Source organism: Arthrobacter sp. CAN_A214 (genome assembly GCF_015751955.1).
In the GTDB taxonomy this organism is placed as follows: domain Bacteria; phylum Actinomycetota; class Actinomycetes; order Actinomycetales; family Micrococcaceae; genus Arthrobacter_D.
In genome coordinates this window covers 22,464-37,987 of record NZ_JADOUU010000004.1, presented here as the reverse complement: position 1 = coordinate 37,987, position 15,524 = coordinate 22,464, and the positions used below count along the sequence as shown (strand labels likewise).

At 66.3% G+C, this 15,524-nt stretch carries 11 protein-coding genes, 2 pseudogenes and 1 riboswitch; of the genes and pseudogenes, 1 reads left to right on the top strand and 12 read right to left on the bottom strand.

Going from position 1 to position 15,524, the window contains the following annotated elements:
* The first annotated feature begins 16 nt into the window (after nt 1-16).
* Nucleotides 17-796: an IclR family transcriptional regulator gene (locus IWX65_RS05280; RefSeq protein ID WP_196881405.1), complete on the top strand. Its 780-nt coding sequence runs from the start codon at nt 17-19 to the stop codon at nt 794-796.
* On the opposite strand, the gene IWX65_RS05275 is transcribed toward IWX65_RS05280, so the two are convergent.
* The 12 genes and pseudogenes from IWX65_RS05275 to IWX65_RS05220 form a co-directional block, all read right to left on the bottom strand.
* Nucleotides 775-1,179, bottom strand: coding sequence for a hypothetical protein (locus IWX65_RS05275; protein WP_196881404.1), 405 nt, complete (start codon nt 1,177-1,179; stop codon nt 775-777). The two genes, IWX65_RS05280 and IWX65_RS05275, sit on opposite strands and share 22 nt — an antisense overlap.
* Nucleotides 1,112-2,566, bottom strand: coding sequence for a GH1 family beta-glucosidase (locus tag IWX65_RS05270; protein ID WP_196881403.1), 1,455 nt, complete (start codon nt 2,564-2,566; stop codon nt 1,112-1,114). Before IWX65_RS05270 ends, IWX65_RS05275 begins: the two co-directional genes overlap by 68 nt.
* Nucleotides 2,566-2,856 (bottom strand): annotated as a pseudogene (locus IWX65_RS05265) (carbohydrate ABC transporter permease); the annotation flags it as partial. The pseudogene IWX65_RS05265 and the gene IWX65_RS05270, both read right to left, overlap by 1 nt.
* Nucleotides 2,835-3,095: pseudogene (locus IWX65_RS05260) on the bottom strand (sugar ABC transporter permease); the annotation flags it as partial. The pseudogenes IWX65_RS05265 and IWX65_RS05260, both read right to left, overlap by 22 nt.
* A 96-nt stretch (nt 3,096-3,191) precedes the next feature.
* A complete protein-coding gene (locus tag IWX65_RS05255; protein ID WP_196881402.1) occupies nt 3,192-4,718 on the bottom strand; it encodes an HNH endonuclease signature motif containing protein in 1,527 nt (508 codons plus the stop codon).
* 906 nt (nt 4,719-5,624) lie between these two features.
* Entirely contained in the window at nt 5,625-6,899 is a 1,275-nt protein-coding gene (locus IWX65_RS05250) for an acyl-CoA dehydrogenase family protein (protein WP_196881401.1), read from the bottom strand.
* Entirely contained in the window at nt 6,896-8,806 is a 1,911-nt protein-coding gene (locus IWX65_RS05245; RefSeq protein ID WP_196881400.1) for a dipeptide ABC transporter ATP-binding protein, read from the bottom strand. Before IWX65_RS05245 ends, IWX65_RS05250 begins: the two co-directional genes overlap by 4 nt.
* 2 nt (nt 8,807-8,808) lie before the next feature.
* Nucleotides 8,809-9,711: an ABC transporter permease gene (locus IWX65_RS05240; RefSeq protein ID WP_196881399.1), complete on the bottom strand. Its 903-nt coding sequence runs from the start codon at nt 9,709-9,711 to the stop codon at nt 8,809-8,811.
* A complete protein-coding gene (locus tag IWX65_RS05235) occupies nt 9,708-10,718 on the bottom strand; it encodes an ABC transporter permease (RefSeq protein WP_196881398.1) in 1,011 nt (336 codons plus the stop codon). Before IWX65_RS05235 ends, IWX65_RS05240 begins: the two co-directional genes overlap by 4 nt.
* On the bottom strand, nt 10,715-12,355 hold the full coding sequence (locus tag IWX65_RS05230; RefSeq protein ID WP_334683675.1) for an ABC transporter substrate-binding protein: 1,641 nt from the start codon (nt 12,353-12,355) through the stop codon (nt 10,715-10,717). Before IWX65_RS05230 ends, IWX65_RS05235 begins: the two co-directional genes overlap by 4 nt.
* A 106-nt stretch (nt 12,356-12,461) precedes the next feature.
* A riboswitch (SAM riboswitch) is annotated at nt 12,462-12,560 on the bottom strand.
* A 157-nt stretch (nt 12,561-12,717) separates the two neighbouring features.
* Nucleotides 12,718-14,262 (bottom strand): arylsulfotransferase family protein, encoded by a 1,545-nt coding sequence (locus IWX65_RS05225; RefSeq protein ID WP_196881397.1) that lies wholly within the window; start codon nt 14,260-14,262, stop codon nt 12,718-12,720.
* Nucleotides 14,263-14,344: 82 nt separating this feature from the next.
* The gene (locus IWX65_RS05220; RefSeq protein WP_196881396.1) at nt 14,345-15,181 is read right to left on the bottom strand and encodes a pullulanase X25 domain-containing protein; all 837 of its coding nucleotides are present in this window, start codon (nt 15,179-15,181) and stop codon (nt 14,345-14,347) included.
* Between the last annotated feature and the right edge of the window lie 343 nt (nt 15,182-15,524).

The following is a 15,524-nucleotide window of genomic DNA, read 5'->3' as shown; positions in this document are numbered from 1 at the left end:
GGAGGAAAGGCATGTCGTGGCGCCGAAACAACCGCAGGGAGCCTCACCGCTCCTTGTGCTGAGCAAGGTCACGAATATCCTCGACTGCTTCTCGATCGAGCAGCCCGAGCCAACGCTGCAGCACATCATCCGGGCCACGGGGCTTCCGTCCAGCACCTGCCAGCGTCTGGTTCAGAGCCTGCTGCACGAGGGATTCCTGGACCGTGACGGAGACCGCTACCGCATCGGCATCGGCCTGGTCCGATGGGCGACGCCGGGCACCTTCGGCCTCGACATCGTCCGGCTGATCAAGCCGGTGCTCCAGCAGCTCCGCGACGATACCGGTGAAACCGCGTCCCTTTATACGCGTGACGGCGCCTTCCGGACAATCGTCGCGGTGGCCGAAACCCGGCATGTGGTGATGCGCCCATTCCTGGTCGGCATGGTGATGCCCATCCACGCCGGTGCTCCGGGAAAAATCTTCCTAGCCTTCGACCCGGAGGCCTGGGAAGCTGTGGAGCCCACGCACCTCGAGCGTTTCACCGGTTCCACGCCAGGGGATCTCGACCGGTTGCGGGAGCAGGCGGACCTCGCCCGTGCGCAGGGCTACTATGCAGCCTTCGGCGAGCGGAACGACGACGTCGGCTCCATCAGTGCGCCGGTCTTCGATCACACAGGGAAGCTGACCGCGGCCCTCGGTCTGGGCTTTCCCACGCAGCGGATCACCGAGGGCGACGCCGCACGGCTCGGACCCGTGGTGGCGCAGGCTGCGGCGGATGCCAGCAGGGCACTGGGTTACGCGGGGCCGGTGGGGTAGGCCTGCCCGTCGCCGAGCAGGTCCATCACCCGTACGGTGTCGCCGAGCGGCATTACCGCGCTTTCGGTGAACCCGGCCTGCAGGCAGCGCATGACCTCGCGCAGTTCATAGCTGAAACCATGGCCCAAGACGTCGAACTGCTCCGTCCGCAGGGTTCCCTGCCGGGGCTGGATGATCAGTTCACCGGGATTGAACAGGGGAGCGGACGTCCGCAGCCAGCCGTCCGTCCCACTGATCGTGACCACGCTCGGGCAGTCCGCCCCGATGGACGTGGTCAGCTGGGCATGCGCACCGCCGTCGTAGGTCAGGGTCAGTTCAAGCGCTCGCCGGAGCTGGCGGGTGCGTTCTTTTCGAGGCCGAGGTGATGACGCCTGCGTAGGCATGGCCGCTGTCCTTGATGGTCCGCTTGAAGGAGTCGTAGTCGACCCGGACGATCCCGAACCGCTTGCCGTAGCCCCAGGACCACTCGAAGTTATCCAGCAACGACCACACGAAGTAGCCCCGGACGTCCGCACCCTGGTCGATAGCGTCCTTGACGGAGGAGATGTGGTCGAGCACGAACTGGGTGCGCTCCGGATCGTGGACGGCCCCGTCGCTGCTGACGACGTCGTCGTATGCCGCGCCGTTCTCGGTGATGTAGAGCGGGGGCAGGGTGGGGTACTCCTCGCCGAGGCGGAGGAGGAGTTTCCGGAGGCCGTCCGGATTGACTTCCCAGTTCATGGCGGTGCGCGGCAGGCCGCGGCTAGGGAAGGTGATGTCCTCCGATCCGATCCAGCACGACGACGTCGGCCGGTCGGCTCCGCCGGAGTGGCCGTCGCTGCCCTCGTCCTCGGGATGACCACTGACGAGGTCGTCGTGGTAGTGGTTCACGCCGAGGAAGTCGAGGGGAGTGCCGATGATCTCGAGGTCGCCCGGCTGGATGACGTCGCGGATGCCGAACGGCTCGAGGTCGGTGAGGGTGTCTTCCGGGTAGGCGCCGCGCAGGATCGGGTCGGTGAAAACGCGGTTCTGTAGGGAGTCGAACCGCCGTGCCGCATCGAGGTCGACGGGGTCCGAAGGGTCGCGGGGAATCGAGTTGCTGAGGTTCAGCGTGATGCCGAGGTGCTGGGCACCGCGGGAGCGTAACTCGTTCACCGCAAGGCCGTGGGCAAGATGCTGGTGATGGATGGCGGCGACGGCGGCACGTGGCTCCTGGCGGCCGGGGGCGTGCACTCCGGCTGCGTAGCCCAGCAGCGAGGAGCAGAACGGCTCGTTGAACGTGGTCCAGTGCTGGACGCGGTCGCCAAGTGCTGAGTAGACATCGTTCGCGTACTCGACGAACCGGAAGGCGGTGTCCCGGTTAGCCCAGCCGCCCTTCTCCTCGAGTGCCTGCGGAAGGTCCCAGTGGTACAGCGTGAGCCAGGGGAGGATGCCGGCGTCGAGCAGTTCATCCACAAGGCGTGAGTAGAAGTCGAGGCCCGTAGCGTTTGCTGCGCGGTCTCCGGGCCGTACCCGGGCCCAGCTGGTCGAGAAGCGGTATGAGCCGAGTCCCAGTTCCTTCATGATCCGGACGTCCTCGGGCATGCGGTCATAATGCTGGACGGCGTCCTTCAGGTTGTCACCGTTGGCGATGGCGCCGGGGATTCGGGCGAAGGCATCCCAGACCGAGTCCTCCTTGCCGCCGTCGTGGCTTGCCCCTTCCACCTGGGCTGCGGCTGTGGCCGATCCCCAGAGGAACCCTTCGGGCCAGGTCCCGTGATCTTGTGCTGTTTCAATCGCTCTGTGTGGCATTAGCCCTTCACTGCTCCTTGCATGATTCCGGATATGAGTTGTTTCCCTGCGAGGGCGAAAAGCACCAGCAGGGGAAGTGTTGTCAGGACGGCTCCGGCGAGGACGATCGAGTAATCGACGTACCGTGCTGACTGTAGCTGGCTGAGCGCCGTCTGGAGGGTCGGATTGTTGGCGTCGAGGACGAGCAGCGGCCACAGGAAGTCCGTCCATGCTGTCATGATGCCGAGCTGGGTGGGGATGGCCATGGTAGCGATGACGGCGACCATCAGAAGTTCTGCCGCTGGAACACCATCTCCCGGAGGTAGAGCACCGTGGTCTGGAACTGGCGCTGGGTGCCTCCTGCAGCCACGGGGTCGAAGAGGCGTGGTTTGGTGAAGATCTGGAGTCCGCCAATGGAGGCAGTGACGATCACGGACACCATGGTGGCGATCGCGATGTGGCCCGGGAGTGTTTCGTTCTTCCACAGAATCGGGTCGATCCCGAAGCTGCCGAGGATGTTGTTGATCAGTCCGTACTGCTCACCGAACATGCCGAAAATCTCTCTGCTCAACTCGTGGTGCGGAATGGTTGGCAGGTCGCCTCGGTGGATGCTCTAGCCTCGCCGCCAACCCCGGACAGTAGAAAATCAGTGGTCGTCGTACAGGAGTTGCTCATGGACTGCTGCCTCCACTTGCCAGAACCTGTTCCTTCGAAGGGTTCGGCCAGGGTCGAGGTATTTCGGTGGCTCGAACCACGGGATGCCCTGCCGCGATTCGACGGTCCAGTTGCCCTCGTGAATGACGTGATGATGGCGTGAACACAGAAGGACGCCGTCATTGATATTCGTTGTTCCGCCCTTGGCCCAGGGAACAATATGGTGGGCTTCGCACCAGGTTGCCGGGATTGCGCAGTCCGGGAATCCGCACCCTTTGTCCCTCGCGACAAGTCCTCGCCGCAGGTGTGGCGGGAAGAGCCGCTGTGATCTTCCGATGTCGAGGATCTGGCCCTTGCCGCCAAGGACCAGCGGAATCAAGTCTGCGTCACAGGCCAACCTGCGAATGCTGCGGGCGCTGATCTGCTGCCCGAACACTGCATGACCCGCGCGTTCCGTCTCACCCACGAGATCCTGATAGCTGATGGTCACCATCACCTGAGGCCGATGGCCGCCTGCTGCGGGAAGGCTGTCTGTCGCCAGGGCGATCCTGCAGGCCGCAACCAACCCATCGAGGAGGTTCTGCGGCCGGGTGGGGCGGCATGGATCTGCCTCCGCGGTACTGTCCGACACATCGGTGGCACCGCGTGAGCCACCTGATGCCGCGTGGTTTGCGGTGTCCGGAGTCTTTCCCCGCGGGTTGGTAGCGGTGTTCATGACCGTCACCAGGTGCTCGAACTGCTCGTCGGTGGCGCCGATTTCCATGAAATGCAAGCCGTTACGCCTGCCCTTGAGGAAGACTCCTTGCCGCGCCTGGAGCACTTTCTCCGTGGGTTCCTGTCCATCCTGATCCAGCACGCCCTCCCACCGACGAGCGAGCACCCGAAGGACGTCTTCATCCGATTCCACCGCCTGCCGAGTGAGGTGGTGCTCCATCGAGTCGAGCTGCAGTGGCGTCGCGAAGGACTGAACCCGCTGCACCGCATCACAGATGATGGAAGCGGCGCGTCCGATCACGAAGCCGGAACCCAGCGCCGAGCCCAACGCAACCATCGGGGCGGCGGTTGCGGCACCACATCCGGCAAGGTCGGGCAAGATGTTATCCGCCAGCCTCAAGCGGCGGTTTGCCTCGCTGCGGCTGATGCCGAGTCTTGCCCGCAGGTAGTCGGCACAGTTCTTGAATTCCGGAAGCGCGGAGGACTTGTTCTGCTGCCCGGCGTTACCGAAACCACCCTCAGGGCCAGCCTCTGTCGTGCTTTCCAAGGCACCACCGGAAATTCGCTCGGAGATACTTCGCTCCGCCCGTGTGAGGAGGGAGCCTGTCGCCTGCCGCTCTCCGGTGGTGGCGATGTCCTGATCCTGGACGGCACGAGCGGCAACCACCTGCAGATAGTCCACGAGCTTGGCGATTTCCTCGATCTTCACGAGCGTCTGCACCACTTCACGCCTGCTGAGCGTCAGGTAACTCCCCGCCATTTCCTTCCCGAAATCGAGGAGGTCGGACCGCATCGATTCCAGCAAAGTTTCACTCTCTTCGGGCTACTCGAGCGGTGCGACGGCCATGCCCAATTCTATCGAATATGTGTACTATTATCGAGCGAATTCGGGCCATTGTGGAGGGGGATTAGTGTCACTATTCCTCCACAGGAGGATGGCACCACAACAGCTGATTGCCGGGACGGCAGTTCAGTCCTACCCTTGGGTAAAGGCGAACCCAGCGCCTGACCTTCTCACCGGTACCCACGCTTCCGGTTTGCAGAAGGCAAAGGAGGTCAGGCCTCCGGGTAGATGATTCAGTTCCTTTCGACGGCGCCGGCCGGGTCTGGACCGTCAGTGCTGCTGACCTTGCTGCGGCCAGGGCGAGCCGGAAAGCGGACGGTCACTGGCAGGCCCATGTCGTTGGTGAAGGTTCAGGCACTCCTGCCACCCACGAATCCGACGCCCGAGCCGCGCTCCGGGACACTGCGGTGGCGCTGCTGGGCACAAAGGGCCAGGAGGGGATTCCCGAGCGTTTCAACAGGAACTTCGGTGTCGAAGGAATGCGGACCTGGGCCGATCGCCTACGGAACACACGGACCAAAAAGGGATGGCCCGCACTTCTCGCCGATGGCGCCCTCCGCGTTTCAGCACTGACCCAGGTCCAGGAGTTTCTCTCCGGGGATGAATGGTCCGCACCAGGTGCGTTCCGGCCCTCCTGGGCAGAGTTCCGGAGGGAAGCGGCAGGGATCGATGGCCTTCGCGGCACTGGCCGAAAAACTGGACGGCCTGGCACAGGGCGAACAGTCGGCAGCCGAAGCTCTCCTGGCAGCAGCACACTGAAACAGCAGCACGCTGAAAACAAGGTCTGCCCGGTAGGTGCGAATCATCGAGGGCCCTAACCCCCACCGGTCATGGGCGGGGGCTGCCGTCCGCACCCGCCCATGACCCCTATTCGGAAGGCCTGGCCGTCCCCGCACGCCACACGAAGTTCGGCACGGTCCCATTGATTTCCCAGTCTCCGACGACCCGCGACTTGTACACCACCGGATTGTGCGACGAGATCACCCTCGCGTTCCGCCAATGCCGGTCCAGCTGCAGCCCGCGCCGCGTTGACGACGCCCCCAACGCATCGAAGATGGTGGTGCACGCGCGTTGCACCAGCTCGGTGACCACGATCTGCGCCTGGGAGGAGCCGAATTCGACGTCGAGCGCGGCCCGGTCCGCAGCAGCCCTGGCCTCCCCGTCTCCAGCTACCCGGACAGCGCCGTCAGCTCCATCCGCAGTACAAGCAATCAAATCTTCCTGCGCCTCGAACGCCTCCTGCAACTGCTCCGCCACCCTCAGCGCCGCAGCTTCCGCGGTGAACGCCAGTGCCGACACCTCTCCGACGACCTGCTGAATCTGGATGTCCTCACTCGGCCGCACCTGGCTCCCGTGACTGAACGTCCGCGTCCGCCCTCGCACCTCCACAGCGACGTCGCGCACTGCTGCCTTCGCGATGCCGGCGAGCGTCGCCACATGGATCAGCTGGTACACCCCCGTGTTGTATGGCGCATGCTCGGTTTCGACCAGGACATTTGTAAGCGGCACCCGCACGTCGGTGAACACCGTCGTACCGCTCGCCGTCAGCCGCTGGCCGAAGCCGTCCCAGTCGTCGATGATTTCCACGCCGGGGGCATCGCGCTGCACCAGCGCGATGATGTCGACGCCGTCGGGCGTCCGCGCACCCGTCTGGATCCAGTCGGCATACAGGCTCCCCGTCGTGTAGTACTTCGTGCCGTTCACGCGGTACGCATCGCCGTCGCGCTCGATCGTCGTGCTCACGCCACCGACGGCGACCGGTCCGGTCTCCGTCCACGCGTTACCGAGCAGTGCGCCGGCGGCCACACGGCTCAGCCATTCGCCGTCGTCGGCATACAGCCGGTCCTCCACGAACGCGATGTGCGAGCGCAACGCCTGCGCAAGGTTCGATTCCGCCGCGGCCAGCTCGATCAGCAGCCGGAAGAAGTGGGGCGCAGAAACGCCCGCGCCGCCGTACTTCCGCGGCACGCGCAGTGCGCCGAAGCCGGCGTCGGCAAGCAGTCGGACCTGCTCGTGCAGCAGTGTCCGGTCCGTCTCGCGCTCGGCGGAACCAGACGCGATCTGCTCGAACAGCGGCCGGAACCGCACCGCGAGTGAGGCATAAGAGGTAGTGACTGCAAGGTCGATGGTCTGCGTGGTCATGATGCTGCTCCTTGTGCTGGAGTGGAGGGTAGGACCCGCGCCGGCATTTCGGGAACGGCCGCGAGCAGCGCCCGGGTGTAGTCGGTAGTCGGGTTGGTGAACAACGACGACGCCGTGCCCGCCTCGACCACGCGGCCGTCCTTCATCACGAGGACGTCGTCGCTGACATGGTGGATCACACCTAGGTCGTGGCTGATGAAGAGATAGCTCAGGCCCAGCTGCTCCTGCAGGTCGGCGAGGAGGTCGAGCACCTGCGCCTGGATGGAGACGTCGAGCGCCGAGACCGGTTCGTCGAGCAGCAGGACCCGCGGCTGCAGGGCGAGCGCCCGCGCAATCGCGACCCGCTGCCGCTGGCCGCCCGAGAGGGTCAGCGGACGACGGTTGACGAGGTCGAGCGGCAGCCCCACCTGTTCGAGGAGCGACGCCGCCCGATCGGTCCGCTCGTCCGCAGTGCCCACCGAGCCGGCATCGAGCGCATCGGTGATGACCCGTCCCACGCTGAACCGCGGATCGAACGAGCTCAGCGGATCCTGGTTCACCAGCTGGATGTCGGGCCGGTGCTGCCGCCGCTGCGCTTCGGTGACGACGCCGAGGGGGACGCCGGAACTGGTGGAACCAGTCCCACCAACGACCCGCGCGGCCGAATGACGGCCTCTACGCGCCTGGCCGGGCGGAAAACCAACTGCTCCGGTCCCGAAGGCGGAATTCTCTGAGCCAGTCACCCCTGCAGGAGAATCAGAACCTGCCCAAGAACCGTCACCGGAAACACCGTCACCAGCAACACCACCGCCGACCCCTTCGGCAAAGCCCGACAAAGCGCCCACCCACGGCAGCCCGCCCAGCGTCACCCTGCCGGCGTCGGGCTCGGTCAGCCCCAGCGCAATGCGCGCCGTCGTCGACTTGCCCGAGCCCGATTCACCGACGATCCCCAGCGTCCGACCCGCCGGCAGGGTGAAGGAGACGTCGTCGACGACCGTGCGCCGCGTCCCGTCCGGCCCCGGATAGCTCTTCACCAGCCCGCGTGCCTCCAGCGCTGGAGCGTCGGACGAAAAGGTCGATGGACGGGAAGGCCGGGCAACCACCGACATCCGCGGCACCGAGGACAGCCGCGTTCCCTTGCCCGCCGCCGACGGCACGGCGTCGATGAGCTGCCGCGTGTACTCGTGCCGCGGGTTGCCCAGTACCTCGGACGCACGCCCCGACTCGACGATGCGCCCGTTCTGCATGACCGCGATCTCGTCGGCGAGGTGGCTGACGACGGCGAGGTCGTGCGAGATGAAGATCAGCCCGCGCCCCTGCTCCTTCAGGCCCGCAAGCAGCTCGAGGATCTGGGCCTGCACAGTGGCGTCGAGCGCGGTGGTCGGCTCGTCGGCAATCACGAGCTGCGGATTCAGCACCGTGGCTTGCGCGATCAGCGCACGTTGCCGCAGCCCGCCGGACAGCTCGCCGGAGCGCTGCCGGGCACGCACCTCGGGGTCGGGGATACCGGCGTCGCGCAGGGCTGCGAAGATGCGCGACTGCCGCTCGTCCCGCCCCCGGACGCCGTGCGCACGCAGAGCCTCGTCGATCTCCTGGCCCATGGTCCGCAACGGATCGAGGGAGACGAGCGCATCCTGCAGCACGTACCCGATGTCCTTGCCGCGCAGCCGCCGCCACTGCCGCTCGGACAGCCGCGACGCGTCGTGCCCCAGCACCTCCAGGCGGTCGGCGGACACCCGCGCGTTCGGGGCGTTGAGCCCCACGAGCGTCCGCGTTGTCACGGTCTTGCCGGACCCCGATTCGCCCACGAGGGCGAGAGCCTGGCCCGGCGCCAGGGCCAGCGACACGTCGCGGACGACGTCGACCGGCCCCCTTGGCGTCGTGAAGGAGACGTTCAGGTTGTCGATGGCGAGAAGTGGTGCAGTCATGGTCAGACCTCTGCTTCGAGTCGGCGCTGCAGGTGGTGGCCCACCACGGTGGTGGTCAGCGCGGCGAGGGTGATGAAGATGCCGGGGAACGCCGCGATCCACCAGGCGACCTGGAGGTAGTTGCGGCCGTCGGCGAGCATGGCGCCCCACTCAGCGGCCGGCGGCTGCGCACCGAGGCCGAGGAAGCTCAATGACGACGCCCACACGATCGCCTGCCCCACGCCGAGCGTGACGAGGACGAACAGCGGCCGCACCACATTGGGAACAATGGTGTGGAGGAGGATGTGGGAGCGCGAACGCCCCAGCGACAGCGCGGTCTCGACGTACGGAGCGGCGATGACCTGCAGTGTCTGGGTGCGCAGCATCCGCGCATAGCCGGGTGCGGTACCGACGCCGACGGCGATGGCCGCGGTCACGACGCCGGTTCCGGACACCGCGATCACGATCAGTGCGAGCAGGAGGCCGGGGAATGCGAAGAGCACCTCGACGAAGCGGCAGATCGCGGAGTCGAGCCACTTGCCCGACACGCCGGCGGTGATGCCGAGCGCACCGCCGAGGATCAGGCCGATGGCCGTGGCGGACAGCCCGAGCAGCAGCGACTGACCGGTTCCGGCGATGACCCGGGAGAACACGTCGCGCCCGTTCTGGTCGGTGCCGAAGAAGTGCGCGGCATTGGGTGCCTGGAACGCGCTCGCCGGGTCGATGACGTACGGGTCCTGCTGCAGGAACAGCGACGGCACGACGGCGGCGAGCACCAGGAACGTGAGCAGTGCGCCCGCGATCCAGACCCCGATCGGCGTGCCGTGCAGGAAGCGCGCCGCACGCGAAGGAGTGCGCGGGGCGGAAGGTGCGGGAGCCGGGGAACCGGGACCCGCCGTCGTCGTTGGTTCGAGTGCCAGGCTCATGCTGCACTTCCCTTCGGGTTGGTGCGGGGATCCACTACGCGGTAAAGGAGGTCCACAGCGAGGTTCACGAGGATGTAGACCGCGGCGATGATGAACACCACCGCGAGGGTGATGGGGAGGTCGCGGTTGAGAATGGCGTCCACGAGGGAACGGCCGAGGCCCGGTCGGGCGAAGATGATCTCCGCAACCACTGCCGAGCTGATGAGCGAGCCCACGGCCCAGGCCGAGAGCGTGATGCCCGGCAGGATCGCGTGCCGCAGGGCGTGGGTGATGCGGACGGCGGTGTCACTCAGACCGCGGGCTCGGGCACTGAGGATGAACGGCTGCGCCAGTGCGTCCTCGAAGGATGCCCGCGTGACCTGGGCGATGAACCCTGCGAGCGGAATTGCGAGGGACAGCGCGGGCAGCACGAGCGAGCGGAAACCGTCATTGCCCGCGACGGGGAACCAGCCGAGCACGACGGCGAACACCACCGCGAGCATGATGCCCACCCAGAACTGGGGGAGCGAGGCGAAGAAGACCTCGACGCCGCGGCCCACGGAATCGAGCACGCGACCCCGCCCGACGGTCAGCAGCGTGAAGGCCAGAGCGATGATCCAAGCGAAGACGAGCGCGAGGCCGGCCAGCTGGAACGTGGGAAGGATCTGTGGGCCGAGGATCTCCAGGACCGGCACCTTGAAGATGTAGGAGGTGCCGAAATTCCCGGTGAACAGGCCACCGAGGTAGGCGAGGTACTGGACGAGGACGGGCTGGTCGAGACCGTATTCGGCCTTCACCGCAGCAACGGTCTCGGGCGACGGCGAGGATCCGGCCCCGCCGAGGATCGCCGTGATCGGATCGCCCGGGGTCAGCCGGAGGACGAAGAACGTCAGCGTGACCGCGGCCCAGAGGACGAAGATGCTGCCCGCCGCCCGTTGGGCGATGACTTTCCCGGCCGCACCGGCCGTCGCCGTCGTGCGTGGCGCCGCACTCAATGGATCGAGGTGCTTGGAATCGAGGGTGCTCATGGCTGGTCAACCGCCGTCACGTCGTAGAGGTAGGGGAGGGACAGGCTCGGCTCGAGGGCGAAGTTCCCGAAGCGGTCGCTGCGGAGTGCCACCTGGCTGGCCTGGTTGTAGAGGGGCAGCTGCAGGGCGTTGTCGCTGACGATCTGCTGGGCCTGGTAGTAGAGGTCCTCTCGGGTTTCCGCGTCGTCGGTGGCGAGGGCATCGTTCAGGATGCCGTCGAGTTCCGGGTTGCGGAAGCCCGAGCCGTTGGCCACGAAGCCGGCCGACTCGGTGTATTCCGAGGAGAAGACGATCCGGAGGACGTCGGCGGTGTTGGTGTTCCAGTAGTCGGCGCGGAGGTCGTACTCGAAGTTGTTGCCCTGTTCGCTGACCGTTGCGGCGTCACCGTTCTCGATGAGGACCTCGAATCCCACCTGCTTGGCGGTCGCCTGGATCTGTGTGACCAGTGCCTGGTGTGCCGTGGGCCAGGAGTTCGGTGTGTAGGGGAAGTGGACGGTGAGGCGCTCGCCGTCCTTGGTGCGGTAGCCGTCGTCGTCACGCCCGGTCCAACCGGCGTCGTCGAGCAGTTGGTTCGCCTCGTCCGGATCGGGGGCGTAGACGTCCTCGAAGTCGGGCGAGTAGAAGGTGGTGGTGGAGCTCAGCGGACCGCCGGCCTTGGTGACGGTGCCGAAGTAGACGCTGTTGATGCCGGCATCCACGTACGCGCTCCGCAGGAAGGCCTTGCGGACATCGGGGTCGTCGAAGGGTGGTCGCGTGGTGTTCAGGATCAGGTTGGTGGGGTTGCCGGGGCGGTCCTGCAGGATGAGCTCGACGTCGGGGTCGGACTCGGCTTCGTCGAAGTGGACGCTCGGCATGAGGTCGAGGGCGTCCACCTGGCCGGCACGGAGCAGGCCGTAGCGCGTCGAGTCCTCGGGGACAATGCGCCATTCGATGGTCTCGAGGTACGCCGGCCCCTGGTGCTCCGCGAATGGCGGGGCTGAGTTGTAGTCCTCATTGCGGACCAGGGTGGCTTTCGACTGCGGCACATAATCCACAATCTTGAACGGACCCGTACCCACCGGGGCGTTGCAGTTCTCCGCCTGGGGACGCTTGAGCGCCTCGGGCGACTGGATGCCGAGGAACGGCTGCGCGAGCACCTCGAGGAACGCCGCATAGGGGCGGTTCAGGGTGACGACGGCGGTATCCGCGTCCACCACCTCGGTTCCGGCATACGGCTTGAGGTAGCCTCCCGCGGTGCCCGACTGGGTGTCGGGATCCACCATGTGGTCGAGGTTCGCCTTGACCGCCTCCGCCGTCAGCGGGGTGCCGTCGGTGAAGGTGACGTCGGTGCGGACGGTGAACGTGTAGGTGAGGCCGTCCGCGGAGACCTCCCAGTCCGAGGCGAGCCACGGGTGGATGGTGCCCTCCGCATCCTGTGACACGAGGGAGTCCAGGTAGTTGGCGGCAATGGAGGCCTGGGGCATGTCCCCGTTCACGTGGGGGTCGAGGCAGGAGATGTCCTTGCCGGTGGCGAAGACGAAAGTGGTGTCCTCCCCGGCGTTCGCGGCACCTCCGCAGCCGGTCAGCAAAAGGCCTGCGACGGCGGTGAGGGCGATCTTCTTGTGTCCGGCTCGATAGGCCGGGGTGGTGTGCTGCACGTTGGGCTCCTGTACTCATCGCCCGACGGAGGGGCGCACAGGGCAACGCGGAGCTTCCCCGGGCGTGCGGCAGCACGGCGGGTAAAGACCAACGAAGCTTTTGGCTTCTCCATCGGTCCTGGCAGTAGCACCGTTCTCCGGTTTTATCCGAAGAGGGTTGCTGCGGCGTCGTCGATCCAGGTCTCTCGGCCGCTCGGGATGGTTATGGCTTCATTCAAACCGACTCGGGCAGCGTTGGCCAATGGCCGGCGTCACACTGAGTCACGGGCGGGTTTGTGACGACGGCTCCGGGCGGTTTCATCGGGGCGGACCGCACGGCTTTTCGGGCGGTCCGCCGTTTCGTCAGGGCAATCCCGGCGGAGTCAGTCGGCGACGCCGGTACCCAGCTCGTTCCCGCTGGCATCGAGGGCCTGGACGGCCACGTAGGCTGCGTCCTCGGGGAGGGGAATCTCGGTTTCGAAGGATTCCCGATCCACGGTTGCTCCTTCGGTGGCGGTCGCTTCGTCGGCACCCGTCAGTAGCCGCCACTGCGCCACCCCCGTGGCTCCGTTCCACGAGACGTAGGCGGTGCTGCCGCCGTCGTTCTCCTGGACCACCACATCCGGCGGTGTGGCCGGTTGGCCCTGCCACGCAGACTTGTAGGCGCGGTAGCTGCCGTCCCCGCCGAGCGAAACGTCATAGATGAGTGCGCCGTCCGCAGTGAATTCGGAGTAGAAGGGCTGGGCGCCCCAGCTGATCAGGATGTTGCCGTTCGGGAGTTCGTTGGTGTTGGCCATGCTTCCGGCGGTGCGGTCCTCCGGCGGGAGGTATTCGGTGACCACAGCGGCGGTCATCGCCTCCTCGTCGAGCTGGAGCCGCAAGCCGCGGGAGTTGTCCCCGGAGTTCTCGTTGGAAGCGTTGTCGAAGAGGGTCAGGGTGCCGTCGGGAGAGCGCCGGGCGTCGTGCTGCCAGGAGAACTCGGCACCGTCTCCCAGCTCGAAATCGTTGGCCGTCCCGCCCAAGGTCCAGTCCAGCTCGCCCGTGGCGCGGTCGATCCGGTAGATGGCACTGGTGTGACGCGCGGAGACCAGGATGCCGTCGTCGTCCTCCGCTATCGAATTGACGTGGAGGTAGTCGAAGGGACTTTCCTCGGTACCCACCACCTCGTTCTCGTCCTGTGCCTTATCGAAGTCCTGGGTGCGCAGCACCCCGCCGTCCAGTGCGTCACCGAAATTCTGGATGCTGTCCGCGACGGGGATGTGGTCGAGCGATCTCCACTCGAAGAGGACGTCACCCGTGGCGATATCGATTTCCTGAATCACGGCTTCCTCGACCCAGCCGTCCGTCGGGCCGCCGAGCTCCGAGAGGTCCGCCTCGGCCGGCTCGTAGGCGCTGATCAGCATGGTGTCCCGGGGCGTGATGGTCGAGTCGTGGAAGTCGGCGTTGCCGGGCGCCAAATCCCCGCCGGTGGTAACGCTCGCAATCTCCTCGTAGGACCGGTTCAGGATGGTGAAGGTGCCGTCGCCGTATCCGCCGCCGCTGCTTCCCTGATACAGGGTGAGCACGGGCTCGCCCTGGTACTCCTGGACCCGGAGCTCGAACTGGTCGTCCTGCGAGTCGTCCGGGTCGGCCGGATTGATCCAGACGGGTTCTCCTGACGCATCCAGCACCAGGCCGCCCGTCGTCGGCGGTCGGTCCGGGAAACCGGGCGTGAGGAAGATGAGTTCCTCCGAGGTCCCGTAGTCCGGCTCCCAGGCCTCGCCCTGTTCGAGCGCGACGACGGGAGGGGCCAGGTCCGGGCGGCTGGCATAGCTGTGCGACGGGGTCTGCTGGGTGTCCCCTTCCGCTATGGTGCAGGCCGTCGCGGTGAGCGCGACGGTGCAGATCGCCGCGAGTCTGGGTAGGCCACGCTTCCGATGGGTGGTCATGGTGAAAGCCTTCCCGGATCGACCGGGGAGCGCAATCGATTTGTGACCTTTGCTATCGGATGCCTTCGGTCAACGGAAGGTGCTAGCTGGTCTCGATATCCTTCGTGGCGTAGTCGAAGCGGAACGTCACAGCGGTGTCGGAGAGCAGGCGCAGCTCGTGGTTGGAGCCGTCGCGGACCCCGTAGGCACCGTAGTTCTCGTCCCAGGAACCGTTGACCACCATCTTGTACTGGTAGGTGCCGGCGGGCAGCTGGAGGGTCTGCTTCCACAGATTCTCAACGGCGTCATAGTCGAGCTGCAGTCCACGGAGGTTCGTGGTCCAGTGCCCGGCCTCGCCGAAGAGGGGGTTGAAGTCACCGGCGAGGGCGACGGACTGCGGCTGGTCGTGCCACGCGTCGTTGGGTGCCTGCTCTGGAGGTGCGACGCCGTCGGACGCGAGCGCTTGCTCATCAGCTGCGTCGACGTCGGACGCTAGCGCTTGCGGCACGACGAGGTCCTCCTCGACCAACGCCGGCTGGTCCTGGTCGGCAGCGTCGGACGCCGGAGCCGGATCCTCCATCGGCTGGTCCTCCTGAACCTGCTCCGGGGCCTGCGGCACCTGCACGGGCAGCTGCTCCTGAACCTGTTCCGGCGCATGCCCCGGATCATGCCCTGGCGCCTGCTCAGGCACAGGCTCTCCGCTGACCGCGGCATCGGCGAAGACATCGGCATCGGGGAACGCAGCGAGCGCGCGGATGCCCTCCTCCGTCGCCGTCCAGCCGCTTCGTTCCTTGACGAGCCAGCCGGCCTTGACGAGCTTCGACGTCGCCGTCGTCAGCTGCTTGTAGCCGCGGGGAACACCGCTGGCGAGGAGCTCCGATTCCTTGACGTCGAACGGCACTCCCGCGATGGTCTGGGCCATCAGATCGCTGGGAGCCACGGCGGTTCCCGATGCCTGGTGGCGCGCCAGCAGGTCCAGAGTGGTGCGCAGTCGTTCGTTGAGGCGGTTCCGGGAGGCGATGACAAGCTCCTTCTGAGGCGGGGACGCGGGGTAGTGGTCCTGATTTTATCGGATTCGTCAACGCCCGGTGTCAGCCTCCGCAAGATGACTGCCGCATCAGATGGACGACGGGCGCGACGCACTGAGGAGAAAAGAGTTATGGCAGGGAAGGGGATCCCTGACTCGGCCGTTAGCCGACGGACAGAACATTGCTGGTTCAGTGGCAACCCGAGTGTGCGGCGACGACGAGAAGGGCTGTTGTGTTTACGATCCGCTTTCGCCG